We start from the raw sequence: 26337 nt of genomic DNA, 5'->3' as shown, positions 1-26337 counted from the left end.
GATAAGGAGAAAACACCATGGCGCGGGTATCAAAGCAACAAATGGAACGCAATCGCGAGGCGATCGAGCGGGTGTCTTCACAACTGTTTCGGGAACGTGGCCTGAACGGCGTCAGCGTTAACGATCTGATGGCGGCGGTGGGGCTGACCCACGGCGGTTTCTATGGTCACTTTGCCTCCAAGGATGAATTGGCGGCGGTAGCCAGCCGCAGAGCGGCGGAGGAGTCGGACCAGCGTTGGGAGGCGCTGAGCAGCCAGCCCGGCAAACACACTTTGCCAACCCTGGTTGACAGCTATCTGAACGTGAAACACCGTGACTGCCCCGCCGAAGGCTGCGTGGTCACCGCGCTGGCCGCCGACGTGGCGCGGGAAGGGGCCGATAAACCCGTACACCAGGCCTACCTGAGCGGCGCAAAATCGATGCTGGCGCGGCTGGAGTCGCTGTCGCCATCGGTAGATGAACAGCAGCGGCATCAGCAGGCTTTGGCGCAGATGGCGATGCTGGTGGGGGCACTGACGCTGGCGCGGGCGACTCGCGGCGACGAGTTGTCGGAACAGTTTCTCAACGCGGCGCGTCAGGCGCTGTTGCCGGCGGACGCTGAGTAAAATACCGCCCCGGCGTGGTGCCAAAACGCTCGCGGAAGGCGGCGATATAGGCACTGACATTGTCGTAACCGCAGTCAGCGGCAATCTGGCCGACGGGTTCCCCCCGTGACAGCGGTTCCAGCGAGCGGAGTACCCTGGCTTGCTGGCGCCAGCGCGAAAAAGTCACGCCCGTTTCGCCGATAAAACGGCGGCTCAGGGTACGGACGCTCAACCCGGCCCAGTCGGCCCATTCACGCTGAGTGCGCTCGCCGGCAGGTTCGTTCAGCAGTGCGCGGGCGATTTTCAGCAGCCGCGCATCTTGCGGTAGCGGCAGTTGCAGCGGGGGGCTTTCCTGAACGTGCATTTCATCCAGCAATACCTGCAACATCCGCTGTTGCGATGCACTCAGCGGCTGCCCGGCAAACTGCGCGATACGCTCGACCAGCGCCTGAATCAGCGTTGAGGCGGCGCTCAGCCGGGGGTGCTCCGGTAACGCCGCACAGCGTTGTTCTCCCAGATACAGGATCCAGCCCGCCACGTTACCGCAGGCCAACGCCTGGTGTGCGCAGTGTGGCGGCAACCAGCCGATACTGCCGGCGGTCATTGCCCATTGCCTCCCTGCGGTTTCCAGCGCCATCATGCCGTGCGTTAACAGATAGATCTGCCCGTCGGCATGGTGGTGCCAGGGCGTGAGGTGTTTTTTCTCATGCAAAAGCCGTTCGCTGCGCAGGATCATCATGTTGGCCGATTACCGGTATAAAAAGTCCAGGTACGGTTATTATGCCACCGCCTGCCTTCGCTATGATCCCCGTCTCATTCCATTTTTGGATATCCTCTATGAACGAAAACCCCTCAATAGCCGTGGTACTCGACGCCTTGCAGCGGGTGGTTGCCTGCTCGCAACACCAGCCGGCGCTGATAGCCGAACTGTTCAGCGAAGATTATCGCCAGCAGGTGGACGGAAAAGCGCTCGATTATGCGCAATTTATGCAGCATATGGCCCTGTTGAAGCAGCTCACCCGCAGCATGGCGTTGGACATTATCGCCGTCGCCGGACAGGGGGAGGCGGTGCTGACGCATCATCAGGTGCGGGTGGAAAAGCGCGACGGTGGCCGCAGCCTGGTCAAAGTGCTGGCGCATTTCACCGTACGTGACGGCAAGATCTGTGCCTGCGATGAGCTGACGCAACTGCTGGAAGGCGAACATGGCGATCGCGATCTGGGATCGCGCGTGTCGGCATAAACTCGGCTGCTATACTTAACCCTGTGTGATTCACACGGGAGAACAGCATGCGCGAAAATAACCGACCAGGCTATCCGAGAAGCGCTCGGGTGGTCGAAGTTGACCGGGGCGACCCCAGCTTGCATATCCATCGTTTTGAGGTGCGCACCGACGACATTGAGCCGAATACGCTGCTCAGTGAGCACTCGACCGAGCAGGAAGCGCTTGACGCCAAGCATCGTTACGAGGATCAGGCGTTGGAAGATTAACCTGTACCCTACAGAAGCCGGCGCGATGCCGGTTTCTTTTTTTGCCTTTTGCTTAAGGCCGCTTCGTGCGCATTGTTTTTGCCGGCCGCTGAGTTAATTATCTGATTCGAATACTAATAAAATGCCATGGCGCTGGCTGTCCGGCGGTGGCCCGGCGCTATTTTTGTTGCGGATTCAGAACGGAAGGCTGACGACCGATCGCCGGGCAGAATTTTACTCTGCGCCACGATCGCATTTCGCGTGAAAAACCAGTGACAGATCAAGCGCAATCCCCCAATATGGATTTCTCATAAAGTTGATTATGCGGGTGCCAGTCTATGCTGAAAGTGAACGAGTATTTTGCCGGAAAAGTGAAGTCTATCGGTTTCGATAGTAGCAGCATCGGCCTTGCCAGCGTCGGTGTGATGGAAGAGGGTGAGTACACCTTCAGCACCGCCCAGCCGGAAGAGATGACCGTGATTACCGGCGCGTTGAAAGTGTTGCTGCCGGGCTCGCCGGATTGGCAGGTGTTTATGCCGGGTGAGAAATTCTTCGTACCGGCTCACAGTGAGTTCAACCTGCAGGTTGCTGATGCAACCGCCTATCTGTGCCGTTATTTAAGTTAGTAGTTTCCTCTTTTGGCGGGAAATCAGGGCTCTGCATGCAGAGCCCTTAGACGTTTGCGACTGGGATATTGGGCAAAAACGTGGCGCTGAACCCTCAGGTTATTCTTCATCTTTTATTTTTAGAACATACTTTTTCCAGAAGTGGCTGGAAAGAAATGCATAAATCAATGTGAAGATAATAGACGCTAAAAAGGCTTTGATTAATGAGGTAGGGAAGGAAAACTCTCTTATGTTTGCGATTAAAAATGATGAAAAGGAAACCCCTGAAACGAACATCAATCTTTTTAATCTTTCCTGTTTCACAACACTGCCCTTTTACTTAAAAGGAGAGATCGCAATCTCTCCTCATGTAACTCATTACCAGTGACATTGACCGTTTACACTATTCTTATTGCTGTCTCCGCCAAAAGCGCCACGTCCGTTACCGTCATTATTTCGAGGGTCATTTACCGCGTTTACCGCTGCATTATAACCAGCATCGGCGATAATACTACCGATCCAGCCGCCAATGGCGGCCCCCAGAGGTGCTCCAGGACCGGTGACGAGGGCTCCAATGTAGCCCCCCACTATAACTCCGGCCCCTGTAGCGGCAGTTTTCCCTGCACTATTTGCTCGGCCATTGTTGTCAATTCGATCACCGCCATTATTACCACGACCATCAGAAATTTGATCGAGCATCGATGAATCAATAACTTTCATAAATAATTCCTTTTCATGATGTAATTGATATGAATATAAAACAAGTTTTAATGCTATTTATAAATAGCGTATTTTTTAGACAGTATCAATACGCGTAGATAAAACATAATTAAAAACGGCTGGAAGTTATTCAGACAATACTATGGGTGGGGATAAATGAGAGGTTTTCCTGCCTAAAATATGGCAAGAAGGGCTCTGCATGCAGAGCCCTTGGTATTTTCAGGCTGAGTTAACGCTGGGCTTCACCGCCGAGGGCTTCGATGGTGTTCTTGATTAACGCCGCCAGTTCGCTGGTCATCAGGATAAAATCGGCGTCAAAACGTTGGGCGAAGTCGTCACGATCGATATCGTCATTCTGCTCACGCAGCGCGTCGGCAAACTTCAGGCGCTTGAGCGAGCCGTCGTCCGCCAGCACCAGCTGAATGCGTTCCTGCCAGTCCACCGCCAGTTTGGTCACCAGCTTGCCGGCTTCGATATGCACCGCAATTTCGTCGCTGATCAGGTTCTGCTTCTTGCAGCGGATCACGCCACCGTCTTCCAGAATCGCCTTCAGTTCCGCTTCGTCCTGAATGATAAAACCGGCCGGCAACTCGCCGGAGCGCACCCACTCGGTCAACGTCAGCTCGATCGGGCTTTCCATGGTCAGCGGCACCACCGGCAGCGAACCCAGACTTTTACGCAGCAGCGCCAAGGTATCTTCGGCGCGTTTGGCGCTGGCGGCGTCAACCATGATCAGGTCATTGACGGTGTCGATCCACATAAAGGTCTGGTTGAAACGGCTGAAGGCGCGCGGCAGCAGGCTGTGCAGCACCTCATCTTTCAGCGCGTCTTTCTCGGTTTTTTTCAGTTTGCGGTGTTGTTCGCCTTCCAGCCGCTCAATCTTGGCCTGCAATTCTTGCTTGATGACCGGCGAAGGCAGGATTTTTTCTTCTTTGCGCGCGCAGATGACGATCTGGCCGTTAACCGCGTGCGTCAAGGCGTCGCTGTGGGAACCCATTGGGGAGACCCAGCCGGTTTTCGCCATGTCCTGGCTGCCGCAAGGGGTGAAAGCAAAAGCGCTGAGCTGTTTTTCCATTTCATCCGCGTTTAGCGCAACTTCGCGGCTCAAACGGTAAACCATCAAATTCTTAAACCACAGCATAATGTTGTCCCTGGCTGGGCGTGCAGTCGGCACGCTTGTTCATCAAAAGCAGGGCGGCATGATAACGAATCAGAGGCGAAAAATCGCCTCATTCCCTCTGAATTGCGTCGCCGACCGCGTTTCTTCTGCGCGCCCGTTGCAGCGCCAGCGCCAGTTGCCGCTGGCTGAAAGGCTTGCGCAGCAGCTCAAGCTCAGGCAGATCTCCCTGAGAGTGGCGGCGCATGTCCTGGCCGCTGATCAGCAGAGCGCAGAGGTGGGGATTGATCTCCCGCGCCTGCTCAATCACCTGCGCGCCGTTCAGTTCGCCCGGCAGCATCAGATCGCTTATCAGCAGCGCGATATCCGGCGTCTGGCGCAGCAGCGCCAGCGCTTCCTGGCTGTCTGCGCTGTCCAGCGTCAGGTAGCCGAGCTGGTGCAGGTGTTCGCACAGCGTGTGGCGCACGTCGTTCTCATCTTCCAGTACCAGCACCAGATTGTCGGTGCCGTCACTGTCGTCAAGCGGCAGCAGCGGCGTTTCCGTTACCGCCTGCATGGGGGCTCGGGGCAATTGCAGGCGCACCAGCGTGCCTTTGCCCGGCGCGGTTTCAATCTGCACCCGCCCGCCGGACTGGCGGACAAAACCGTAAACCATCGACAGACCAAGCCCGCTGCCGCTACCGACCGCCTTGGTGGTGAAGAAGGGTTCGAACACCTGTGCCTTGACTTCCTCCGACATCCCGCAGCCGGTGTCGATCACTTCCAGCGCCACCATATCCTGTTTTTTGCCGCTGCTGCGCACCACTCGTTGGTTGTAGATGCGGATCTTCACCACCCCGCTGCGGCCCTCCATCGCATCCCGCGCGTTCACTACCAGGTTGATCAGCGCATTTTCCAACTGATTGGCATCGATCCACGCCGGCCAGCCGGGCTGTTGCGCCTCAATGGTCAGCGACAGCGTGGCGGGCAGCGAATGGCGCAGCAGTTCCTGCAGGTTTTCCACCAGCGTGCGCAGCGCGATGGCCTGCGGGTGCAGCGCCTGTTTGCGTGAGAACGCCAGCAGGCGCTGAGTGAGTTGCGCACCGCGTTCGGCGGCTTTCAGTGCGCGGGCGATACGTTGTGCGGTTTGCGCGTCCTGCGTTTGCCCGGTAGTCAGTTCCAGGCTGCCGATAATCACCGCCAACAGGTTGTTAAAATCGTGCGCCAGGCCGCCGGTAAGCTGACCGACCGCCTTCATTTTCTGGCTGTGCAGCAGCGCCTCTTCCAGCGCCTTGCGCTCGGTGCGTTCGAGCACCACGTTCACCACCCCGCGGTTGGGCACCGGGCTGAAACGCAGTTCGACGGTGCGGCCGTCATCCAGACGCAGTTCCTGCGGCTGCGGCAGTTCGCTGGACAGATTGGCCAACACCGCCTCCCAGCGCTGGCCCCGTGGCGGCGTTACGTGCTGCAGTAACTCGCGGTAGTGCTGGCCGCGGTGCAACTGGTGTTCGTCCAGCCCCAGCAGCAGCGGGTATTGCGGGTTCCACACCACCAGTTGTCCGTCGTTATCAAAGAGTGCAAAGCCGTCGCGCATCGCCAGAAAGGTGGTTTCCAACTGGGTGCTTTTTTCTTTCAACAGGCGAGAGGTTTGTTCCAGCGAGGCGGTATTGCGAGCAAACACATTGAAAGCCCGCGCCAGTTCGCCCAGTTCATCGCGGCGTTGCAGCGCCGGCACGCTGACGTCACGTTCACCGCGCGCCAGCCGCGTCATGGCATTGGCGATCGCCGTCAGGTTAGAACCGAGGTTGCGGTAGATATACAGCCCGGCGAAGCCGGTAATCACCAACGCCAGCAAAGCGAACAGGCCGATAAATACGCTGATGGAGCTAAGCTCGTGGTGCGTCTGGTGGGTGCGCAGCTCCGACTCTTTCGCCACCTTTTGCACGTACAGGTTGATGTCGTCGTTGAGCATCGCGACTAACGCTTTGATATGGTAGGTATAATAGGCCAGGGCAAGGTCGCTTTGCTCCAGTTCCAGCGTTTCGGGCAACAGGCGTTGTTCGCTGGCGCGAAACTGCCGCATTTTCTCGTCCACCAGCGCATCCGGGCTGCGCTGCGGCCAGTAGACCATGACGCTGTCGAGTTGCTGGGCGGCCGCCTTGGGCGTTGGGGTCTGAATGGCGATGGCCAGCAGCCGGTCGATCTGGCCGAGCAGCGGCTGCGAAGGCTGGTCCAGATTATCGCGTTGGCTCAGGCTGGCGATATGCCGCAGCGTGCTCTGCGCCTGGTACAGCCCGCTGAGCAGAATGTTGCGTTGCAGGTGCCGCGCGTGGCCGAGTTCCAGCATGCGGGTGACGCTGGTTTCCAGGGCGTTGCTGCGGCTGATGATGCGCTTGACCAGCGCCGGCTCGCTGTGGGCCAGCGGGGCGTCCGCCAGCCGGTTGAGAGACGCCTGCAGCGCCAACTGGGTCTGTTTCAACCGGGCAGATTCGCTCTGGTACTCCAGCGCGCCAACCACCTGCGAAAGCCGAATGGCGGCGGTGGCGACGTTCGACGTATCCCGGCTCAGCGCCATACTGCCGTTCATCTCTTTCAGCGTTTGCGCCTGCACCTGTTCCTGCAGCTTGCCCGCATGTTTAAAGCCGACGATCGCCACGCCGCTGACCATCAGCGTCACCGCCACCACCAGCAGGTTGAACATCAGCAGGCGCCCACGCGCACCGGCAAGGAAAGGCAGTCTGCGCATCGTATCTCCCGTAACTGACTGTTCGCAGTATAAATCCCCGTTCCATTAACAATATGACAAACATGAACAGGCGCTGACATTTTGCATTTATTTATGCGTGGTTAACTGCATGTAATCCGAACCGCAGCCTGAGGTATGACGATGAGCGTGACCCCGATTTTGGAAATGCACAACATCGCCAAGAGTTTTGGTCAGTTTTATGCGCTGAAAGGCGTCGACCTGACGGTATATCGCGGTGAGATCCACGCGCTGATGGGTGAAAACGGCGCGGGTAAAAGCACGTTAATGAAAATATTGGCCGGCGCGTATATCGCCAGCAGCGGGGAAATTTTTATCGATGGGCAGCCGTTCGCCATCAAAGGGCCAAAAGACGCCCTGGCGGCAGGTATCACGCTGATTTACCAGGAAATGAATCTGGCACCGAATCTGACGGTGGCAGAGAACATTTTTCTGGGCAGCGAGATCCAGCGCGGTGGCCTGGTGAAACGCCAGCGGATGTTGCTGGAAGCGCAGAAGGTGATCGACAGGCTTGGCGCGCAGTTCAGCGCCGGCGATCGGGTCATGAAATTAACCATCGCCGAGCAGCAGCAGGTGGAAATCGCCCGCGCGTTGCATCGCAACAGCCGCATTCTGGTGATGGACGAACCTACGGCGGCGCTCTCTTCGCGTGAAACGCATCGGCTGTTCGAGCTGATCAAGCGCCTGCGCGATGAGGGGATGGCGATCATTTACATCAGCCACCGCATGGCGGAAGTGTACGAACTGTCGGATCGCGTCAGCGTGCTGCGTGACGGCCAGTACGTCGGTAGCCTGACGCGCGACAAGCTGTCCGCCAGCGAGCTGGTGCGCATGATGGTGGGCCGCCCGCTGAGCGATCTGTTCAATAAGGAACAGGGGATTGCGGTGGGCGAACCGCGCCTGACGTTGCGCGGGCTGACCGACGGCAAGAAAGTGAAGCCGGTCAGTCTGCAGGTGCGCGCCGGCGAGATTGTCGGCCTTTCCGGGCTGGTGGGCGCCGGGCGCTCCGAACTGGCGCAGCTGATTTTCGGCGTGCGCAAGGCGAGCGGCGGCACTGTGGAGATTGACGGCAAAACGGCCAATATCCATTCACCGCGCGACGCCATCGCTCAGGGCATCGGTTTTCTCACCGAAAACCGCAAGGAGCAGGGTCTGTTTCTCGATCTGGCGGCGCATGAAAATATCGTTATGGCAACGTTGGAGCGCGATGGCCGCTACGGCCTGCTGAATCGCCGCAAGGCGCAGAGCATTTCCAGCGACGCTATCGGCTTGCTGAATATCCGTGTGCCGCATGCTCAGGTCCGCGCCGGCGGCCTGTCCGGCGGCAACCAGCAAAAGCTGCTGATTTCTCGCTGGGTGGCGATCGGCCCGCGCATTTTGATCCTCGATGAACCCACGCGCGGCGTTGACGTCGGTGCCAAGAGCGAAATTTACCGCATCATGAGCCAGATGGCGCAGCAGGGAGTGGCGATCCTGATGATCTCCAGCGAACTGCCGGAGGTGGTCGGTATGAGCGATCGGGTTTACGTCATGCACGAAGGCAGTATCGCCGGTGAACTGAGCGGCAGCGACATTACTCAGGAAAACATCATGACGCTGGCTACCGGCGTCGAAACCGCCGTGGAAACCGCCGACCATGAATAATTCAATCCGTACGCTCAAGGAGCCTGCCATGACTTCGAATCCCCTGCCGCCTGGCGCAAAAAATCCCACGCTGAAACGAGCGATCTTGGGCGATATGATGCAAACCGTCGGCATTCTGCCGATCCTGATCCTGATCGTCGCGGTTTTCGGTTTTGTCGCGCCGAATTTCTTTACCGATGCCAACCTGCTGAATATCGCCCGTCAGGCGTCGATTAACATCGTGTTGGCCGCGGGCATGACCTTCATCATTCTTACCGGCGGTATCGATCTCTCGGTCGGTTCGATGCTGGGCACCACGGCGGTGGTGGCGATGGCGGTTTCGCTGATGCCGGGTATGGCCGGGCTGTCGATCCCGCTGGCGCTGCTGGCCGGGTTGGGGATGGGGCTGTTCAATGGATTTCTGGTGGCCTACGCCGGTTTACCGCCGTTTATCGTTACGCTGGGTACCTACACCGCCCTGCGCGGCGCGGCTTATTTGCTGGCGGACGGCACCACCATCATCAACTCGAATATCAGTTTTGAGTGGATCGGCAATGCTTATCTGGGGCCGATTCCCTGGCTGGTGATTATCGCCTTTGCGGTGATCGCGCTGTGCTGGTTCATCCTGCGTCGCACCACGCTCGGGGTTCATATCTATGCGGTGGGCGGCAATATACAGGCCGCGCGCCTGACCGGCATCAAGGTGGGCGCGGTGCTGCTGTTCGTCTACGGCATGAGCGGCCTGCTGTCCGGGCTGGGCGGGGTGATGAGCGCCTCCCGGCTCTACAGCGCCAACGGCAACCTGGGCATGGGTTATGAGCTGGATGCCATCGCCGCGGTGATCCTCGGCGGTACCAGCTTCGTCGGCGGTATCGGCACCATTACCGGCACGCTGGTGGGGGCGCTGATTATCGCGACCCTGAACAACGGCATGACGCTGATGGGGGTTTCTTATTTCTGGCAATTGGTGATCAAAGGGGCGGTGATCATCATAGCGGTGCTGATTGATAAATACCGTACCCGAAACTATCAACACTAATCGCAGTGCTTCATAACATCTGGATAATAATGAGGAAAACACTATGCGTTTCAAGCCATTGATTACCGCTTTGTTGGTTACCGCCGCGCTCGGCAGCGCCTCTGTGGTCCAGGCGAAAGAATTGAAATCGATCGGGGTGACGGTGGGCGATCTGGCCAACCCGTTCTTTGTGCAGATCACCAAGGGCGCGGAGTTGAAAGCGCGTGAGCTGGCCGGTGACAAGGTGAATGTGACACTGGTGTCGAGTGGTTACGATCTTGGCCAGCAGGTGGCGCAGATCGACAACTTCATCGCCGCCAAGGTCGATATGATCATCCTCAACGCCGCCGATTCCAAAGGCATCGGCCCGGCGGTCAAACGCGCCAAGGACGCCGGCATTGTGGTGGTGGCGGTAGACGTGGCGGCCGAAGGCGCCGACGCGACCATCACTTCGGATAACACCCAGGCGGGTGCGATGGCCTGTAAATACATCAGCGATCGCCTGAAAGAGAAAGGCAACGTGGTGATCATCAACGGGCCGCCGGTTTCTGCGGTGCAAAACCGGGTGGAGGGCTGCATGACCGAGCTGAAGAAACACCCGGATATCAAGCTGCTGTCCTATAACCAGAACGCCAAGGGCAGCCGCGAAGGCGGCCTGGAGATCATGACCTCGTTGCTGGCGGCCAATCCGAAGATCGACGGCGTATTCGCGATTAACGATCCGACGGCGATCGGCGCCGATCTGGCGGCCAAGCAGGCGCAGCGCAGCGAGTTCTTTATCGTCGGCGTAGACGGTTCGCCGGACGGTGAAGAGGCGCTCAAGCGCGGCAACTCGCTGTTTGTGGCGACGCCGGCGCAGGATCCGCAGGTGATGGCGGCCAAGGCGGTCGAGATCGGTTACGACATTCTGCAGGGCAAACCCGCGCCAACCGGCCCGGTGCTGATCCCGGTGACCATGATCGATAAAAACAATATCGGCAGCTACAAAGGCTGGACGGTGAAATAACCTTCTGCCGCCAGGGGCCGGCTCAGTCCGGCCCCCTTATTCATCACCACGCCCGGAGGTGCCATGAACCGTTCCGCCGTGAACCGGATCCTGCAGCAAACCCAGCACTTTTTTGCCCGCTTCGACGTCCATCTGCCGCCTTTCGCTCATTTTAGCCCGTCGGCCTGGCGGCAGCTCGATCGCCAGCCGTGGCAGGAGGTCTTCGATCTGAAACTCGGTTGGGATGTCACCGCGTTCGGCGGCGATGACTTTGCGCACAGTGGCCTGACGCTGTTTACGCTGCGCAACGGTTCGCCCGGCGGCCAGCCCTATGCCAAATGTTATGCGGAGAAGATCATGCACTGCCGCGAAGCGCAGGTGACGCCAATGCATTTCCACTGGCGCAAACGCGAGGACATCATCAACCGCGGCGGCGGCAATCTGATCGTCGAACTGCACAACGCCGATGCCGATGAACGGCTGGCTGAGGGAGCGGTGACCGTTACCCTGGACGGTTGCCGGCAGACCCATGCCGCCGGTTCGCGTCTGCGGCTGGCACCGGGAGAAAGCATCTGCCTGACGCCGGGCATTTATCACAGCTTTTGGGGTGAGGAGGGCTTTGGTGACGTGCTGGTGGGCGAAGTCTCGACGGTCAACGATGACGACAACGACAACCGTTTCCTGACGCCGCTCAGCCGCTTTGGCCAAATAACGGAAGACCAGCCGCCGCAGTGGCTGCTGTGCAACGAATATTCGCGCTTTATCGATTAAAGGAGAACAGCTATGGCACTGATTTCACTGGCGCAGGGATTGGCGCACGCTCGTCGGCACGGCTATGCGCTTGGCGCGTTCAACGTGCTCGACAGCCACTTCCTGCGTGCGCTGTTTGCCGCAGCGGAGGCGGCGCGATCGCCTTTTATTATCAATATTGCCGAAGTGCACTTTAAGTACGTCTCGCTGGAGTCGCTGGTGGCGGCGATTAAAAGCGAAGCGGCGCAGCACGCTATTCCGGTGGTGCTGAATCTGGATCACGGTTTGCATTTCGAGGCGGTGGTACAGGCGTTGCGCCTGGGGTTCAGTTCGGTGATGTTCGACGGCTCCGGCCTGAGCTATGAAGAGAACGTGCGCCAGACGCAGGAAGTGGTGCGCATGTGCCACGCGGCCGGCGTTTCGGTCGAGGCTGAGCTGGGCGCGGTCGGCGGCGACGAGGGCGGCGCGCTGTACGGCGAGGCCGACAGCAATAAATTCACCGATCCGCAGCGGGCGCGCGAGTTTGTCGGGTTGACCGGCATCGATGCGCTGGCGGTGGCGATTGGCAATGCGCACGGTAAATACAAGGGCGAGCCGAAGCTCGATTTCGACCGGTTGGCGGCGATCCAGCAGCAGGCCGGCATTCCGCTGGTATTGCACGGCGGTTCCGGTATCAGCGACGCGGATTTCAAGCGGGCGATTGGCTTGGGCATTCACAAGATCAATTTCTACACCGGTATGTCTCAGGCGGCGCTGGGCGCGATCGAGCAGCGGATGACGCAGCGCCACGCAATTTACGATGAGTTCGCCGAAGTACTGCTGGCGGTGGAGCAGTCGATTAGCGAAGTGGTGCAGCAACAGATGCATATTTTCGGCAGCGCCGGGCGGTTGTAATGACCCGGCATGGCATTGTCTCGGCCGGCAATATGCTGGTGGATCACGTACATCACATCGCTCACTGGCCGCAGCCGGGCTGGTTGGTTGAGATTGAACGCAGCCAGCGCGCCACCGGCGGCGCGCCGCTTAACGTGCTGCTGACGCTGGCGCGGATGGAAACCGGGCTGCCGCTGGCGGCAATCGGGCTGATCGGCTGCGACGCGGACGGCGATTACATCATGCAGATGCTGGCGCAACACCGGGTGGATGGCAGTTGGGTGCAGCGCTGCGAAGGGGCGATGACCTCCATGTCGCAGGTGATGACCGAACCGGGTGGGCAGCGAACCTTCTTCCATGCGCCGGGCGCCAATCGGCTGCTGGATCTGGACGCTTTCGACGGGCTCTACAGCGAACACAAAATTTTCCATCTCGGTTATCTGCTGCTGCTCGACAGCCTGGATCGCCCGGATGAGGCGTTCGGCACCCGCAGCGCGCGGCTGCTGGCGCAGATGCAGCAGCGCGGTTACCGGACGTCGCTGGATCTGGTGTCGCGTCAGGGCGATCCGCGCTACCGGCCGCTGGTCTTGCCGGCGCTGCGCTGGCTGGATTATCTGGTGATCAACGAGCTGGAGGCCGGGGAGTTTACCGGGTTGGCGCTGCGATCGGCCAACGGCGCTTTGCAGCCGCATTTGATGGCGCAGGCCGCGCAGCAGCTGTTGCAGGCTGGCGTGCGGCGACGGGTGGTGATCCACTGCCCGGAAGGGGCGTACGGGCTGGAAAACGGCGGTGATGCGCGCTGGCAGCCCTCATGGTGCCTGAGCGAAGGCGAGATTGTCGGTAGCGTCGGCGCCGGGGATGCGTTTTGTGCCGGGGTGTTGTACGCCAGCCATGAAGACTGGCCTTTGGTGGAGACATTGCAACTGGCGCACGCCTGCGCGCGTTTCAATCTGCTGTGCGCCAATGCTATCGACGGCGCACGGCCGTTATCGGAACTGCAGGCTTATATCAGGCGGCAGCCACCGGTTGACTGACGTCGGCGGCGAACACATAGCCCAGACCGCGAATGGTGCGGATCAGTTCGGGTTGATGCGGATTGATCTCGATCTTGCGCCTTAGCCGCATGATCAGCACGTCGATGGTGCGATCGAAGACCTCCAGCGTTTCGCTGTGGGTCAACTCCAGCAGGCGGTCGCGGGTCAGCACTTTGCGCGCATGCTGCACCAGCGCCAGCAGCAGGCCATATTCGCCCTGAGTCAGATCGACAGGTTGTCGCTGCGGATTGTGCAAGGTGCAGCGGGCGGCGTCCAGACACCAGCCGTTGAACTGCCAGCCTTCGGGCTTGCCCTGGCCAACCGCAACCGGCTCGAGCGCGCCGGTACGCCGCAGCACCGCTTTGGCGCGGGCCACGACTACGCGTGGGTTGAAGGGTTTGGCGATGTAATCGTCGGCGCCCATTTCCAGGCCGACAACCACGTCAGACTCGGAACCGAGGCCGGTCAGCATCACCACCGGCAAATCCGGGCGCAGGCGGTGGATCTGTTGCAGTACCAGCAGGCCGTTGGTATCCGGCAGGATCAGGTCGAGCAGCACCAGAGCAATGTCCGGCTGCTGGTTGAGTAAGGCAAGCGCTTCGCTACCCCGGTGGCAGGCATGAACGGTAAATACGTGTTCATTGAGTACGTCGCAGAGCACGTCACAGATAGCGGGGTCGTCATCGACGATCAGTACGGCAGGTTTCATCGCTGCTCTCCGGATTTATTATGTGGAACTGTTTAAAAACAGTGTACCTGATGGCTAATTAATAAGCGGCAGCCGGCAGGGTGTCTGATGCGGAAATTGCCATCGCCGTCACATTCGGCGGCAAGGGGATGATCCGGCATGCCGGTTACAGTAGTCTGTAGCAATGTTGTTGTGCATTGAGGAGAAAAAATCGTGCGCATTGGTATCGATCTGGGTGGCACCAAAATTGAAGTGATCGCGTTGGCCAACGACGGGCATGAGCTGTTCCGTCATCGTATCGCTACGCCGCGTCATGACTATCAGCAAACGCTGGATGCAATCACCGGCCTGGTGAAGCTGGCGGAAGAAAAGACCGGGCAGCAGGGTTCTGTCGGCGTCGGCATTCCCGGTACGCTGTCGCCTTATACCGGGCTGATGAAAAACGCCAACTCGGTCTGGCTCAACGGCCAGCCCATGGATAAGGACCTGTCGACGATGTTGGCGCGTGAAGTGCGCATCGCCAACGACGCCAACTGTTTGGCGGTCTCGGAAGCCACCGATGGCGCGGCGGCCGGTCAGAAAACCGTGTTTGCGGTGATTATCGGCACCGGCTGCGGCGCAGGCGTGGCGATTAACGGGCAGGCGCATTCCGGCGGCAACGGTATTTCCGGCGAATGGGGGCATAACCCCTTGCCCTGGATGGATGACGACGAACTGCGTTTTCGCACCGAGGTGCCTTGTTACTGCGGCAAGCAAGGCTGCATCGAGACCTTTATCTCGGGCACCGGTTTTGCAACCGACTATGCGCGCCTGAGCGGCAACCCGCTGAAAGGCCATGAGATCATGACCCTGGCGGCGCAAGGTGATGCCCTGGCGGAGCGGGCCATCGGCCGCTATGAACTGCGGCTGGCGAAATCGCTGGCGCATGTGATCAATATATTCGATCCGGACGTGGTGGTGTTGGGCGGCGGCATGAGCAATGTGGATCGCTTGTATCAGCACGTGCCGCAACTGGTGAAATCCTGGGTCTTCGGCGGCGAATGCGAAACGCCAATACGCAAAGCGATCCACGGCGATTCCAGCGGCGTGCGCGGCGCGGCCTGGTTGTGGCCGCAAGGGTAACCCTTGCAAAAAAGCGCGAGCCTGTTCGCGCTTTAATCCATCCGCAGTGGGCAATTGCCGCACCACGACGATCCTTGCGATCGCATGCTGACGCTGATCCTATTTCACCTCGCTCTCGCTGCGCACCCGCTCGATATGAATGGTCAAAAACATCATCTCTTCGCTGGTTAGCTGGTGTTGGTAATGTTTTTCGATGTGCTGATTGATTTTGCCGGCGCAGGCGAATGACTCGCGGTATTTCTCTTTCACCACCTGGTAGAGCGAATCATCGTCGCTGTCGACGTAGTTTTTCCCCAGCAGGCGCTGAGCGAAGAATTTCAGGTGAGTGACAAAACGGTGGTAACTCAGCGCTTCTTCGTTGTAATCGAAGCGGAAATGGTATTTGACGATGTTAAGGATCTCCTGCATCACGCGGGTGATGTGCAGGGTGTTGTGCATTTCGTCGTTCAACTGGGCGTTGACCAGGTGCAGGGCGATAAACCCGGCTTCGTCCTCCGGCAGGGCGGTGCCCAGCCGCTGGGTGATAAGATCCAGCGCTTCCAGTCCGACGGCAAATTCGGCCGGATAAAGCTTTTTGATTTCCCACAGCAGCACGTTTTTGATGTCCAGCCCCTGGTCGTGGCGTTGCAGTGCAAAGTGAATGTGGTCGGTCAGCGTGATATAGACGATGTTGTGCAGCTTGCCCGGCAGGCGCTGGCGGGCAAGGGTGATGATTTTGTCGGCGGTGGTCACGCAGGCTAGCGGGATCTCCGCCAGCAGCTCTTTGTAGCGTTCGCCCATCTCGCCGCCGTTGGGGGTGAAGATCTTCTCGATCAGACTTTCGTCCAGCAGATCGCCGGCTTTCTTTTTAAACCCTATGCCGCGACCCATCACTACCGTTTCTTCCTGACGGTCGTCCAAGGTAATCACCGCGTTATTATTAAGTATTTTTGCGATTTTCATGGTTGTTCCCTGCTGTTTCAGCGCGCTGAAAACGAAAAAACCTGACGCACGGGAGCGATCCCCTGCGTCAGGTTTTGCCTGTATTCGGATATCTCTTCTCCCCTGGTTTGGCAGGGGAGCTGCATGCTACGCCTGGAGTCTGAGTCACCGGGCAAGGCTGCAGCTTGAAATTCTTAGGTATACAGTAGCAATCCTGTTATCAGCAGCATCATAACCCTTGTCAGCGGCGGCTCAACGCTTTTTACCAGGGAGTGCCGCTGTGGTCACACTTCTCAGTCGCTGCCGGACAACATCAGGTCCTGCGGCGCATTTCGGCGCTGGGTTTTGGTCAGCAGGAAATAGAGATAACCGCAGGCCATCAGGGCGATAAATACCCCGCCGATCACCGGGTTAAACCACAGCATGGCGATCAGGCATACCAGCGCCAGCACCAACGCGATGGCCGGTACCAGCGGGTACCCCGGCGCCAGGAAGCTGCGCTCCAGCTCCGGCGCAATGCGGCGCAATTTGAACAGGCTGAGCATGCTCATCAGGTACATCACGATGGCACCGAATACGGCCATGGTGATCATGGCGGCGGTGAGGCTCATGCCCTGAAGGTTGATCCAGCTGTCGCTGAAGATCGCGGCGATGCCGATCACGCCGCCGGCCAGGATCGCCCGGTGCGGCGTCTGGAAGCGCGACAGTTTCGCCAGCGAGGTCGGCAGGTAACCGGCGCGCGCCAGCGCGAAGAACTGGCGCGAATAGCCGAGAATAATGCCGTGGAAGCTGGCCACCAATCCAAACAGGCCAATCCACACCAGCATGTGCATCCAGCCGGAGTTTTCGCCTACCACCATTTTCATCGCCTGCGGCAACGGATCGTTGATGTTCGACAGTTTACTCCAGTCGCCTGCGCCGCCGGCCAGCAGCATCACGCCCAGCGCCAATACCACCAGCGTCAGAATGCCGGAGATGTAGGCACGCGGAATGGTGCGTTTCGGATCCTTGGCTTCTTCCGCCGCCATTGCCGCGCCCTCGATGGCCAGGAAAAACCAGATCGCGAACGGAATGGCGGCGAAGATACCGGACAGCGCCGCGCTGCCGAAATGATCGCTGCCCGCCCAGCCGTTGAGCACGAAGTTGCTGAAGCTAAAGCCCGGCGCCACTACGCCCATAAATACCAGCAGCTCAAAGACCGCCAGCACGGTGACGCAAAGCTCGAACAGCGCCGCCAGCTTAACGCCGAGGATATTCAGCGTCATAAAAATGGCGTAGGCGCCCACCGCCGCCCACTTGGGGTCAAGCGCCGGATATTGCACGTTGAGATAAGCCCCGATCGCCATGGCAATCGCCGGCGGTGCGAACACGAACTCCACCAGCGTCGCCAGCCCGGCGATCAGGCCGCCGGTTTCGCCAAAGGCGCGGCGGCTGTAGGCGAAAGGCCCGCCTGCGTGAGGGATGGCGGTGGTCAGCTCGGTAAAACTGAAGATAAAACAGCCGTACATGGTCGCCACCATCAGGGTGGTGATCAGGAAACCTAGCGTCCCCGCCACGCCCCAGCCGTAGCTCCAGCCAAAATATTCCCCGGAAATCACCAGCCCGACGGCAATGCCCCAAAGATGCAGGGTGCCCAGGGTAGGTTTAAGTTGCATTGTCATGTTGCTCTCCCGATCGAAAAAACCGCCTGCGCTGATAAAGAAGGTATCCACTCACAACGCTGCAGGTTTTATGCCATGACGACGCCTCTCTGCCAGCACGGGGGCGTGGCTTAAGGGCCGCCTGAGCGCGCACCAAAAGTGGGCAGCGTGGCGACGAAACTGTGCTTTATTGGTGATTTTTTGACCGATGCGGCGGCGGGAGGCGGACCGGCAAGCTGGTACGGAAGTTGCTTACCTCCCTGCACCGTTACAACCACAGTGGAATACATCATGCCGACAGCGCTTTCCTGCCAGCCGGAAGCATGCACTCAGTTGGAAGCCGGTCTGACGCGGCGGGAGAACAAGAGGGAAGGCTATCGTTTCGACTATTCGGTGGAGCACGGCGTGATTTTGTGTCAAAGGCGCAATGCCGAACTGACGCTGGTGGACCGTACCCGCGCCCAGGTGCGCCAAGCGCTGCTGAGCGGAGAACCGGTGCTGGAAATCATCGCCGAGAAAATGGGCCTGTCCGCCGGTTCGTTGCAGCGCCGCCTGCGTGAACAGGGGGCGACCTTTACCGCGTTGGTGGACAAGGTGCGCTGCGAGCTGGCGACTCATTATTTGCAGCAGCGCCACCTGCCGATTGCCGAGTTGGCGCTGCTGCTGGGGTATTCCGACGTCAGCGCGTTTTCACGCGCTTTTCGCCGCTGGTTTGGCATCAGTCCACGCCAGTGGCGGCAACTGCCGGCCTAACTTTCCAGCCGAAACTGCGGCTCCAGCCGGCTGATACCCAGTCCGTTGACCTTTTTCACCTTAATCTGCACCGGAATGCGTTCTTTCATCGCTTCGACATGGCTGATCACGCCGATGGTTTTACCGGAGGCATTCAGGCTGTCGAGGGCGTCCAGCGCGGTATCCAGGGTTTCCGCATCCAGCGTGCCGAAGCCTTCGTCGAGAAACAGCGAGTCGATGCTGGTCTTGTGGCTGACCAGGTCAGACAACGCCAGCGCCAATGCCAGGCTGACCAGGAAACTTTCGCCGCCGGACAGGGTGCGGGTGTCACGCAGCGCGTCCGCCTGCCAGGTATCCACCACCTGCAGTTCCAGCGCGTCGCTGGTTTTGCGTTGCAACAGGTAGCGCCCGTGTAGCCGCCCCAACTGGTTATTGGCCAGGTGTACCAGGTGATCCAGCGTCAGCCCCTGGGCAAATTTGCGGAACTTATCGCCTTCTTTGGAGCCGATCAGCTGGTTGAGGTAGCTCCAGTCGTCGTACTGCTGCTGGCTCTGGCTGATTTGCTCAAACAGCGATTGCTGATTGAGACGGCGTGCGGCGTCGCTTTCCAATTGGTTGCGCACTTCGCCCTGACGCAGTTGCAAGGTTTTCAATTGCTGCGCCAACGCCTCCAGGCTCTGGCTCAGGGCTGGCGCGTCGGCCTGGGTTTCATCCAGCCCTTCCGGGCGCTGTTGCCGCTGTTGTTCCAGCGTATGAACCGCTTGTGCCAGCAGGGCGCTGGCCTCCACCTGCCGCTGGTGCAACCGTTCTTTATGCTGCTGCAATTGCCGGCGCTGTGCGTCATCCAACAGCGCGGCGCTGAAGGCGGCTTCGTCGCTGAATTCGCTGGCGGCCAGTGCTTCCAGCCAGGTTTGTTCCGCCTGTTGCAGCCTCTCGCTCTGCCGTTGCTGCTGTTGTTGCAGGCCGGCAAGCTGGCCGGCCAGGCGATCGCGCTGTTCCTGAGCTTTCTGCCATTGTTCCACCGCCTGATGGCTGGCCTGCTCGCAGGCGGCCAGTTGGGCACGCAGCTGTTCGCGCACCTGCGGAATCTGTTGTTCGCCAAACAGCGCCAGCCGCTGCGCGCGGTGTTCGCTCAGGGTTTTCTCGCCCTCTTGCCACTGTTGTTGCAAGCGCTGCTGTTGCAACTGCGCGTCGGCGTGGTTTTTTTCCAGCAGGGTGAAGCGCTCGTCCAGCAGCGCTTGTTGCTGTTGTGCTTGTTGTTGCTGCGCCTGGAGCTCGGCCAGGGCATCTTTCGCCTGTTGTACCGTCTGTGCTGCCTGCTCGTGCTGCGCCAGCCCTTGCTGGCCCTGGCGTTCTTCGCTGTCGCAGGCGTTCAGCCACTGGCTCAGGCGCTCGGCATCTTGCAGATCGAAATCAAACGCCAGCGGCGCGCTGAGGGTTTGCCACTGTTGGCGCTGGGCGGCGAGTTGCTGCTCGTCCTGCGCTATTTGCTGTTGTTGGCGCTGTTGCTGTTCCTTCAGGCTTTCGCAACGGGTGCGCAGTTCGGTGCCTTGGGTGTACAGCGCCTCGGTTTTGACGCGCATTTCCGCCAGGCGCAATGCCGTCTCGGACGGTTTTACCGCCTGATATTGCTCAATGGCCGGATGGCTGGCGGAACCGCATAACGGGCAGGGCTCGCCGCTTTGCAGCAGTGCGCGCTCGGCTTCAAGACTGACGATGCGCTTTTCCAGCTCAAGGGCTTTTTCCACGTCTAACTGATGCGCTTTTTGCTGCTTGTAGTGCCGCCGCGTTTCTTCCAGCTGTTGCTCATGTTCGCCAAGCTGCGCCTGACGGGCGGTAAACTCTTTGCGCTGTTGTTCAAGCCGCTCGCTGGTCTGGCGGAACAGCGAGGAAAGGGTGAACAGCTGCTGGCGTGCCGGGCGCAGCTCGGCCAACTCGGCCTGACGCCGGCGCAGCGCCGCCAGCGGTGACTGCGCTTCCAGCGCATTTTGCTGCTGTTGCTGCGCCATCAACGCCGCGTTAAGACCGTTAAGCTTCTCCTGATGTTGCCCGGTCTGTGCGGTCAATTGGCTGCGTTGAACGTTTAACTGCTCCAGATCCGTTGTCTGCTGATGGCACTGCCGGGCGGCGTTGTCGCACGCCTGCTGCAATTCCGTCTGCGTTTTTTGCAGCTGAGCAATCTGGTGGTCGAGCGGGACGATCTGCTCGTCGATCAGCCGCTGCTGGATCTGCTGGCGCTCGGCCTGCGCCTGCTGCTCGGCGCGCGCTTTTTCCACGGCCTGCTGCAATGGCGCCATCTGCGCAAGCTGATGCTCCTGCTGCTGCGCCATTTGGGCGATCTGCTGTTGCAGCGCCTGCTGCTCACTGCGGCAGCGGTGACGGTCGTTATGCAGCGGCCGCAGTTTCTCCGCCGGTTCGCTGCGCGCCAACTGTTGCAACTGCGGTTTGGCCGCAGCCTGCTCCTGTTGCACGATGTTCAACTGGCGTTGGTATTCCTGCTGCTGGTGCTGCGTTCGCTGCCACTGTTGCAGCCAGTTCAGCGCCTGTTGCTGTTGCCGGGTCTGCCCGCTGAGGGCGGTTTCCTGCGCGCTCAGCTCAGCTAATTGGCTCTCCAATTGCTGACGCTGTTCGTCATTCAGCAGCTCAATGCCGCTGGCGCGTTGATGCAAGGCGTCCAGATCGGCTTTGGCCTGTTTGTGCTGCTCGAAAACCCGTTCGGAAAGTTGGCCGTAGATCTCGGTGCCGGTCAGCTCTTCCAGCAGTTCGGCCCGGTCATTGGCATCGGCATTGAGGAAGGCGGCGAACTGCCCCTGGGACAGCATCATCGATTTGGTGAAGCGGCCGAAATCCAGCCCGGTGATCGCGGCGGTCAGATCCAGCTTGTCGCGGACTTTATCCGCCAGGATTTTACCGTCTTCACGCAGCGCCAGTTCCACCTTTGGCGCTTGCAGATTGCCGTCCGGCGCATTTTTGGCGCGGCGTTGGCTCCAGAAGGCGCGGTAGCCGACGCCTTTGACCTCAAATTCGACCTCCGCCAACGATTCGGCGGTGTGGCGCGTCATCAGTTCGTTTTGGCTCGGTGTCACGTTAAGGCGCGGTGTCTGGTGGTACAGCGCCAGGCAGATGGCATCCAGCAGGGTGGTTTTGCCCGCGCCGGTTGGCCCGGTGATGGCGAACAGCCCATTGCTGGCAAAAGGCTCAGCGGTGAAATCGATCTTCCACTCGCCCTGCAATGAATTGAGGTTCTTCAGCCGCAGGCTCAGGATTTTCATTGGGTCGGCTCCTCGTCGTTGTGCCGTACGGCCTCGACCACCTGATGGAACATTTGGCGCATCCGCTGCTGGCGAGGCTCAGTGATTTCCGTCTCCTGCGCCAGCCGCCGCTCGAAGACCTCATCGACGCTCAGTTCGTTGAGCGTTTCCTTGTCCTGCTGTTCGAGGGCCTGGCGGCGCTGTTCTTTACTGCGGCGCAGCAATACCACCTCCACCGGCAGTTGATCCGCCAGCAGTTGAATACGGCGCTGAATGTCGCTGAGGTAATCTTGCGTGGCCACTTCGATATCCAGCCATACCGGCAGTTCACCTTGATAATCGGCGAACTGCCGCAATTGTTGCTCGATCTGCGCCAAATCGCCCTTGATCAGTTGCATTGGCTGGAAGCTGGGGATATCCAGTGCGGTGACCTGTTGCAGGGCGCCTTCGACGAAATCCACCATAAACACGCTCTTGGGTTTGCCCAGCTCATCGAAACTGAGCGGGATAGGCGAACCGCTGTAGCGGATATGCTCGGATTTGGCGACGTTCTGCGCCCGGTGAATATGCCCCAACGCAATGTAGTCGGCCGGCGGAAACGCCTGCGCCGGGAAGGCATCCAGCGTGCCGATGTAAATATCGCGCACCGAATCGGAGGTGGTAACCCCCACGGTGGTCAGGTGGCCGGTGGCGACAATCGGCAAGGTTAGCCCCAGTTCATCGCGGCGTGCGCAGGCCGCTTGGTAGAGCTGTTGATAGTGTTCCGCGATCGCCTCTTGCAACGCCTGCTGCTTTTGCGCGCCCGATTCGCCGGCGCGGCTGGTCGTCAGATCGCGCGGGCGCAGGAACGGGATGGCGCACAACACCGCACCCGGTTGGCCGTCGCGTTGGTTAAGCACCAGGATCTGCTGCCCGATGTCGCTCTGGGCGTTGGCGATCACCGTTGTATTCAGGCAAGAAAGCAATTCACGCGATTCATTCAGGGTTGCCACGGAGTCATGGTTACCTCCCAGCACCACCAGTTGGCAGCCGGTACGCTGCAGCTCCACCACGAAGCGGTTATACAGCTCGCGGGCGTAACTCGGCGGCGACCCGGTGTCGAACAGATCCCCGGCGACGATCAGCGCATCCACCCGTTGCTGTTCGATTTGCTCGATCAGCCAGCGTAAAAAAGCCTGGTGCTCGGCGGCACGGCTTTTGGTGAAAAAGTACTGGCCAAGATGCCAGTCAGAGGTGTGGATCAGGCGCATGACACTCCCGGGGCGATAAACTAATGGGGGGATTATAAAGGGGGCAGACTCTCCTGTCGTGACGCAATGATTATGACAACTGAATGATTTTTCTTTGAAGCTGGAAATAATCGCTATGCTTACTGGCTATAACAGGCTGGTTTTTTCATAAAAGTGTCACAAAACTGACGCATAATGGCGCCCGCAATCAACTGTGATCGCTAACACATTGGCAGGATTGACGATGGCAAGACGCATACTGGTGGTGGAAGACGAAGCGCCGATCCGTGAGATGGTGTGCTTTGTGTTGGAACAGAATGGTTACCAACCGTTGGAAGCCGAGGATTATGACAGCGCCGTGACGCGCCTGTCTGAGCCGTTCCCTGATTTGGTGTTGCTCGACTGGATGTTACCCGGCGGTTCCGGTATCCAGTTTATCAAACACATGAAGCGTGAAGCGCTGACCCGCGATATTCCGGTGATGATGCTGACCGCACGCGGTGAAGAAGAAGACCGGGTGCGCGGCCTGGAAGTGGGTGCGGACGATTACATTACCAAGCCGTTCTCGCCGAAGGAACTGGTGGCGCGCATCAAGGCGGTAATGCGCCGCATTTCACCGATGGCGGTGGAAGAAGTGATTGAAATGCAGGGGCTGAGCCTGGACCCTTCCTCACATCGCGTAATGGCTAATGAGCAGGCGCTGGATATGGGGCCGACCGAGTTCAAACTGCTGCATTTCTTTATGACCCATCCGGAACGTGTTTATAGCCGTGAACAGTTGCTTAATCACGTCTGGGGCACTAACGTTTATGTGGAAGACCGCACCGTTGACGTGCATATCCGCCGGCTCCGCAAGGCGTTAGAGACCACTGGTCATGACAAAATGGTTCAAACCGTTCGGGGCACCGGCTACCGATTCTCAACGCGTTACTGATCGCGTCGCGCTGGAGAATATGCTGTGCTAGAACGCCTTTCCTGGAAGAGGCTGGCCCTGGAGCTGGCTCTTTTCTGTTTACCTGCCTTACTGCTGGGGCTGATTTTCGGCTATCTGCCCTGGCTGCTGCTGGCCGCCGTGCTGGCGGCGCTGGTCTGGAATTTCTACAACCAACTCAAACTTTCCCACTGGCTGTGGGTCGATCGCAGCATGACGCCGCCGCCTGGGCGCTGGAGCTGGGAGCCGCTGTTTTACGGCCTCTACCAGATGCAACAGCGCAACCGTCGACGTCGCCGTGAACTGGCGTTGTTGATCAAACGTTTTCGCAGCGGCGCGGAATCGCTGCCCGATGCGGTGGTGATGACCACCGTCGAAGGCAATATCTTCTGGTGCAACGGGTTGGCGCAGCATCTGCTGGGATTCCGCTGGCCGGAAGACAACGGCCAGCACATCCTTAACCTGTTGCGTTACCCAGAGTTCAGCCACTATCTGCAACAGCAGGAATTCACGCGGCCACTGACGCTGCAACTCAATAACGAGCACTATGTCGAGTTCCGCGTGATGCCCTATTCGGAAGGGCAACTGTTGATGGTGGCGCGCGACGTCACCCAAATGCGCCAGCTTGAAGGCGCGCGCCGCAACTTCTTCGCCAACGTCAGCCATGAGTTGCGTACCCCGCTGACGGTATTGCAGGGCTACCTGGAGATGATGAGCGACGAGGAGCTGGACGGCTCGTTGCGCGGCAAGGCGCTGGGCACCATGCAGGAACAGACCCGGCGTATGGACGGGCTGGTCAAACAGCTGCTGACGCTGTCGCGCATTGAGGCGGCACCTAACGTCGATATGAACGAGCGGGTCGATATTCCGCTGATGCTGCGGGTGTTGCAGCGTGAGGCGCAGTCGCTGAGCGGCGACAACCATGAGATTACCTTCCGGGTGAACGAGCAGCTCAAGGTGTTCGGCAACGATGACCAACTGCGCAGCGCGGTGTCGAATCTGGTGTATAACGCCGTCAATCACACGCCGAAAGGCACCCATATTGAGGTGAGCTGGCAACAGACGCCAAACGGCGCGCAATTCCAGGTCAGCGACAACGGGCCGGGCATCGCCGCCGAACATATCCCGCGCCTGACCGAGCGTTTCTACCGCGTCGATAAAGCCCGTTCACGCCAGACCGGCGGCAGCGGGCTGGGGCTGGCGATCGTCAAGCATGCGCTCAGCCACCACGATGCGCGGTTGGAGATCCTCAGCGAGCAGGGGATCGGCACCCGTTTCATCTTTACCTTGCCTAACCGGTTGATTGTTCCTGCAGCTTTATCAGAGAATGCGGTGAAAAATTAACGCGCGAGAGGCTGGCATGATCCGAATTACCCGATGGTTGTTGCTGTGCCTGGCGCTGCTGGCGAGCCGCGGCGCACTGGCGCAGCCGGACGGTATGCTGTCCGGCAACCTGTCGAGCGTCGGCTCCGATACGCTGGCGAATCTGATGGCGCTGTGGGCGCAGGACTTCAGTCAGCACTACCCTAACGTCAATTTGCAGATCCAGGCCGCCGGTTCTTCAACCGCGCCTACCGCACTGGCGGCGGGCGCAGCGCAGCTTGGGCCAATGAGCAGGCCGATGAAGGCGGCGGAAGTGTCGGCGTTCGAACACCGTTATGGTTATGCGCCGCTGGCCGTGCCGGTAGCGGTGGATGCGCTGGTGGTGCTGGTGCATCAGGACAACCCGTTGCGTGGCCTGAACCTGCAGCAGCTCGACCGCATTTTCTCCGCTACCCGGCGCTGCGGCGAAAGCCGGCCGCTGATGCGTTGGGGCGAATTGGGGTTGACCGGCAGTTGGCAACAGCGCGACCTCCAACGTTTCGGGCGTAACTCCGCCTCCGGCACTTACGGCTATTTCAAACTGCGCGCCCTGTGCGGCGGCGATTTTATGCCGCGGGTCAATGAGCTGCCCGGTTCGGCCTCGGTGGTGCAGGCGGTGGCCGGCTCGCTGAACAGCATTGGCTACGCCAGCATCGGTTTTCGCGCCAGTGGCGTGCGTCTGCTGCCGCTGGCGGAGTCGGGTGAAAACTATGTTGTCCCCAATGATACCAACGTGCGCAACGGCAGCTATCCGCTGTCGCGCTATCTGTATATTTACATCAACAAGGCCCCCAACCAACCGCTGGAGCCGCTGACCGCCGCTTTTCTCGATCGCGTGCTGTCCGATGCCGGGCAAAAGCTGGTTAATCATGACGGTTACCTGCCGCTGCCACCCGATACGCTGCGTAAAACCCGGCTGGCGCTGGGCCTGAAGTAATCC

At 59.4% G+C, this 26337-nt stretch carries 23 protein-coding genes and 1 pseudogene; 15 read left to right on the top strand and 9 right to left on the bottom strand.

Going from position 1 to position 26337, the window contains the following annotated elements:
- Nucleotides 1–17 precede the first annotated feature (17 nt).
- Nucleotides 18–605: a TetR/AcrR family transcriptional regulator gene (locus tag ACUTQW_RS18635; protein ID WP_006323881.1), complete on the top strand. Its 588-nt coding sequence runs from the start codon at nucleotides 18–20 to the stop codon at nucleotides 603–605.
- Here ACUTQW_RS18635 and ACUTQW_RS18630 read toward each other — a convergent pair.
- On the bottom strand, nucleotides 562–1323 hold the full coding sequence (locus tag ACUTQW_RS18630) for a helix-turn-helix domain-containing protein (protein WP_006323882.1): 762 nt from the start codon (nucleotides 1321–1323) through the stop codon (nucleotides 562–564). The two genes, ACUTQW_RS18635 and ACUTQW_RS18630, sit on opposite strands and share 44 nt — an antisense overlap.
- A 98-nt stretch (nucleotides 1324–1421) precedes the next feature.
- Here ACUTQW_RS18630 and ACUTQW_RS18625 point away from each other — a divergent pair, with 98 nt between their 5' ends.
- From ACUTQW_RS18625 to ppnP, 3 genes are all read left to right on the top strand, one after another.
- Nucleotides 1422–1826, top strand: coding sequence for a nuclear transport factor 2 family protein (locus ACUTQW_RS18625; protein WP_006323883.1), 405 nt, complete (start codon nucleotides 1422–1424; stop codon nucleotides 1824–1826).
- Between the two features lie 47 nt (nucleotides 1827–1873).
- The gene (locus ACUTQW_RS18620; RefSeq protein ID WP_004949187.1) at nucleotides 1874–2074 is read left to right on the top strand and encodes a YaiA family protein; all 201 of its coding nucleotides are present in this window, start codon (nucleotides 1874–1876) and stop codon (nucleotides 2072–2074) included.
- 317 nt (nucleotides 2075–2391) lie between these two features.
- On the top strand, nucleotides 2392–2679 hold the full coding sequence (gene ppnP, locus ACUTQW_RS18615; RefSeq protein ID WP_004949189.1) for a pyrimidine/purine nucleoside phosphorylase: 288 nt from the start codon (nucleotides 2392–2394) through the stop codon (nucleotides 2677–2679).
- Between the two features lie 357 nt (nucleotides 2680–3036).
- Here the strand turns inward: ppnP and ACUTQW_RS18610 are convergent, their stop codons facing one another.
- The 3 genes from ACUTQW_RS18610 to ACUTQW_RS18600 all read right to left on the bottom strand — a co-directional run bounded on the left by ACUTQW_RS18610 (nucleotide 3037) and on the right by ACUTQW_RS18600 (nucleotide 7220).
- Nucleotides 3037–3378, bottom strand: a complete 342-nt coding sequence (locus tag ACUTQW_RS18610; protein ID WP_020438533.1) for a hypothetical protein — start codon at nucleotides 3376–3378, stop codon at nucleotides 3037–3039.
- A 229-nt stretch (nucleotides 3379–3607) separates the two neighbouring features.
- Nucleotides 3608–4519 carry a recombination-associated protein RdgC gene (gene rdgC, locus ACUTQW_RS18605; protein WP_006321205.1) on the bottom strand — a complete coding sequence of 304 codons (912 nt, stop codon included), beginning with the start codon at nucleotides 4517–4519 and terminating at the stop codon, nucleotides 3608–3610.
- An 88-nt stretch (nucleotides 4520–4607) separates the two neighbouring features.
- A complete protein-coding gene (locus tag ACUTQW_RS18600; protein WP_006323887.1) occupies nucleotides 4608–7220 on the bottom strand; it encodes an ATP-binding protein in 2613 nt (870 codons plus the stop codon).
- 141 nt (nucleotides 7221–7361) lie between these two features.
- Here ACUTQW_RS18600 and ACUTQW_RS18595 point away from each other — a divergent pair, with 141 nt between their 5' ends.
- The 6 genes from ACUTQW_RS18595 (at nucleotide 7362) to ACUTQW_RS18570 (ending at nucleotide 13521) form a co-directional block, all read left to right on the top strand.
- Nucleotides 7362–8882, top strand: a complete 1521-nt coding sequence (locus ACUTQW_RS18595; RefSeq protein WP_006323888.1) for a sugar ABC transporter ATP-binding protein — start codon at nucleotides 7362–7364, stop codon at nucleotides 8880–8882.
- Nucleotides 8883–8910: 28 nt separating this feature from the next.
- A complete protein-coding gene (locus ACUTQW_RS18590) occupies nucleotides 8911–9900 on the top strand; it encodes an ABC transporter permease subunit (RefSeq protein WP_004949199.1) in 990 nt (329 codons plus the stop codon).
- Nucleotides 9901–9943: 43 nt separating this feature from the next.
- Nucleotides 9944–10885 (top strand): ABC transporter substrate-binding protein, encoded by a 942-nt coding sequence (locus tag ACUTQW_RS18585; protein ID WP_006323889.1) that lies wholly within the window; start codon nucleotides 9944–9946, stop codon nucleotides 10883–10885.
- 63 nt (nucleotides 10886–10948) lie between these two features.
- Complete coding sequence (locus ACUTQW_RS18580) at nucleotides 10949–11635, top strand: D-lyxose/D-mannose isomerase (RefSeq protein ID WP_006323890.1); 687 nt, start codon at nucleotides 10949–10951, stop codon at nucleotides 11633–11635.
- Between the two features lie 12 nt (nucleotides 11636–11647).
- On the top strand, nucleotides 11648–12508 hold the full coding sequence (locus ACUTQW_RS18575; RefSeq protein ID WP_006323891.1) for a ketose 1,6-bisphosphate aldolase: 861 nt from the start codon (nucleotides 11648–11650) through the stop codon (nucleotides 12506–12508).
- Nucleotides 12508–13521, top strand: coding sequence for a carbohydrate kinase family protein (locus ACUTQW_RS18570; protein WP_037432245.1), 1014 nt, complete (start codon nucleotides 12508–12510; stop codon nucleotides 13519–13521). Before ACUTQW_RS18575 ends, ACUTQW_RS18570 begins: the two co-directional genes overlap by 1 nt.
- Here the strand turns inward: ACUTQW_RS18570 and ACUTQW_RS18565 are convergent.
- Nucleotides 13496–14230, bottom strand: coding sequence for a response regulator (locus ACUTQW_RS18565; RefSeq protein WP_037432247.1), 735 nt, complete (start codon nucleotides 14228–14230; stop codon nucleotides 13496–13498). The two genes, ACUTQW_RS18570 and ACUTQW_RS18565, sit on opposite strands and share 26 nt — an antisense overlap.
- A 192-nt stretch (nucleotides 14231–14422) precedes the next feature.
- Here ACUTQW_RS18565 and mak point away from each other — a divergent pair, with 192 nt between their 5' ends.
- Nucleotides 14423–15331, top strand: a complete 909-nt coding sequence (gene mak, locus ACUTQW_RS18560) for a fructokinase (RefSeq protein ID WP_006323893.1) — start codon at nucleotides 14423–14425, stop codon at nucleotides 15329–15331.
- 99 nt (nucleotides 15332–15430) lie between these two features.
- On the opposite strand, the gene licT is transcribed toward mak, so the two are convergent.
- Nucleotides 15431–16273, bottom strand: coding sequence for a BglG family transcription antiterminator LicT (gene licT / locus ACUTQW_RS18555; RefSeq protein ID WP_004949213.1), 843 nt, complete (start codon nucleotides 16271–16273; stop codon nucleotides 15431–15433).
- 272 nt (nucleotides 16274–16545) lie between these two features.
- The gene (gene eat / locus ACUTQW_RS18550) at nucleotides 16546–17913 is read right to left on the bottom strand and encodes an ethanolamine permease (RefSeq protein ID WP_004949215.1); all 1368 of its coding nucleotides are present in this window, start codon (nucleotides 17911–17913) and stop codon (nucleotides 16546–16548) included.
- A 423-nt stretch (nucleotides 17914–18336) separates the two neighbouring features.
- On the opposite strand from eat, the pseudogene ACUTQW_RS18545 reads away from it, so the two are divergent.
- Nucleotides 18337–18645: pseudogene (locus ACUTQW_RS18545) on the top strand (helix-turn-helix transcriptional regulator); the annotation flags it as partial.
- Here the strand turns inward: ACUTQW_RS18545 and sbcC are convergent.
- Nucleotides 18642–21896, bottom strand: a complete 3255-nt coding sequence (gene sbcC, locus ACUTQW_RS18540; RefSeq protein WP_020438536.1) for an exonuclease subunit SbcC — start codon at nucleotides 21894–21896, stop codon at nucleotides 18642–18644. The pseudogene ACUTQW_RS18545 and the gene sbcC sit on opposite strands and share 4 nt — an antisense overlap.
- Nucleotides 21893–23125, bottom strand: a complete 1233-nt coding sequence (gene sbcD / locus ACUTQW_RS18535; protein ID WP_037432248.1) for an exonuclease subunit SbcD — start codon at nucleotides 23123–23125, stop codon at nucleotides 21893–21895. Before sbcD ends, sbcC begins: the two co-directional genes overlap by 4 nt.
- Nucleotides 23126–23348: 223 nt before the next feature.
- On the opposite strand from sbcD, the gene phoB reads away from it, so the two are divergent.
- The 3 genes from phoB to ACUTQW_RS18520 are packed head-to-tail and all read left to right on the top strand — an operon-like array spanning nucleotide 23349 to nucleotide 26334.
- Nucleotides 23349–24038, top strand: a complete 690-nt coding sequence (phoB, locus tag ACUTQW_RS18530) for a phosphate response regulator transcription factor PhoB (protein WP_004949222.1) — start codon at nucleotides 23349–23351, stop codon at nucleotides 24036–24038.
- Between the two features lie 24 nt (nucleotides 24039–24062).
- Nucleotides 24063–25379, top strand: a complete 1317-nt coding sequence (phoR, locus tag ACUTQW_RS18525; RefSeq protein WP_004949223.1) for a phosphate regulon sensor histidine kinase PhoR — start codon at nucleotides 24063–24065, stop codon at nucleotides 25377–25379.
- Nucleotides 25380–25395: 16 nt separating this feature from the next.
- Complete coding sequence (locus ACUTQW_RS18520) at nucleotides 25396–26334, top strand: PstS family phosphate ABC transporter substrate-binding protein (RefSeq protein ID WP_020438537.1); 939 nt, start codon at nucleotides 25396–25398, stop codon at nucleotides 26332–26334.
- Nucleotides 26335–26337 lie beyond the last annotated feature (3 nt).

This window comes from Serratia sp. TSA_7 (assembly GCF_052692135.1).
Note: the sequence above shows the minus strand (reverse complement) of the source record. Positions and strands in the feature narration are given on the sequence as shown.

Coding starts and splice junctions, on each gene's coding strand:
- ACUTQW_RS18635 (WP_006323881.1), top strand. CDS start 18: ATGGCGCGGGTATCAAAGCAACAAATGGAACGCAATCGCGAGGCGATC.
- ACUTQW_RS18630 (WP_006323882.1), bottom strand. CDS start 1,323: ATGATGATCCTGCGCAGCGAACGGCTTTTGCATGAGAAAAAACACCTC.
- ACUTQW_RS18625 (WP_006323883.1), top strand. CDS start 1,422: ATGAACGAAAACCCCTCAATAGCCGTGGTACTCGACGCCTTGCAGCGG.
- ACUTQW_RS18620 (WP_004949187.1), top strand. CDS start 1,874: ATGCGCGAAAATAACCGACCAGGCTATCCGAGAAGCGCTCGGGTGGTC.
- ppnP (WP_004949189.1), top strand. CDS start 2,392: ATGCTGAAAGTGAACGAGTATTTTGCCGGAAAAGTGAAGTCTATCGGT.
- ACUTQW_RS18610 (WP_020438533.1), bottom strand. CDS start 3,378: ATGAAAGTTATTGATTCATCGATGCTCGATCAAATTTCTGATGGTCGT.
- rdgC (WP_006321205.1), bottom strand. CDS start 4,519: ATGCTGTGGTTTAAGAATTTGATGGTTTACCGTTTGAGCCGCGAAGTT.
- ACUTQW_RS18600 (WP_006323887.1), bottom strand. CDS start 7,220: ATGCGCAGACTGCCTTTCCTTGCCGGTGCGCGTGGGCGCCTGCTGATG.
- ACUTQW_RS18595 (WP_006323888.1), top strand. CDS start 7,362: ATGAGCGTGACCCCGATTTTGGAAATGCACAACATCGCCAAGAGTTTT.
- ACUTQW_RS18590 (WP_004949199.1), top strand. CDS start 8,911: ATGACTTCGAATCCCCTGCCGCCTGGCGCAAAAAATCCCACGCTGAAA.
- ACUTQW_RS18585 (WP_006323889.1), top strand. CDS start 9,944: ATGCGTTTCAAGCCATTGATTACCGCTTTGTTGGTTACCGCCGCGCTC.
- ACUTQW_RS18580 (WP_006323890.1), top strand. CDS start 10,949: ATGAACCGTTCCGCCGTGAACCGGATCCTGCAGCAAACCCAGCACTTT.
- ACUTQW_RS18575 (WP_006323891.1), top strand. CDS start 11,648: ATGGCACTGATTTCACTGGCGCAGGGATTGGCGCACGCTCGTCGGCAC.
- ACUTQW_RS18570 (WP_037432245.1), top strand. CDS start 12,508: ATGACCCGGCATGGCATTGTCTCGGCCGGCAATATGCTGGTGGATCAC.
- ACUTQW_RS18565 (WP_037432247.1), bottom strand. CDS start 14,230: ATGAAACCTGCCGTACTGATCGTCGATGACGACCCCGCTATCTGTGAC.
- licT (WP_004949213.1), bottom strand. CDS start 16,273: ATGAAAATCGCAAAAATACTTAATAATAACGCGGTGATTACCTTGGAC.
- eat (WP_004949215.1), bottom strand. CDS start 17,913: ATGACAATGCAACTTAAACCTACCCTGGGCACCCTGCATCTTTGGGGC.
- sbcC (WP_020438536.1), bottom strand. CDS start 21,896: ATGAAAATCCTGAGCCTGCGGCTGAAGAACCTCAATTCATTGCAGGGC.
- sbcD (WP_037432248.1), bottom strand. CDS start 23,125: ATGCGCCTGATCCACACCTCTGACTGGCATCTTGGCCAGTACTTTTTC.
- phoB (WP_004949222.1), top strand. CDS start 23,349: ATGGCAAGACGCATACTGGTGGTGGAAGACGAAGCGCCGATCCGTGAG.
- ACUTQW_RS18520 (WP_020438537.1), top strand. CDS start 25,396: ATGATCCGAATTACCCGATGGTTGTTGCTGTGCCTGGCGCTGCTGGCG.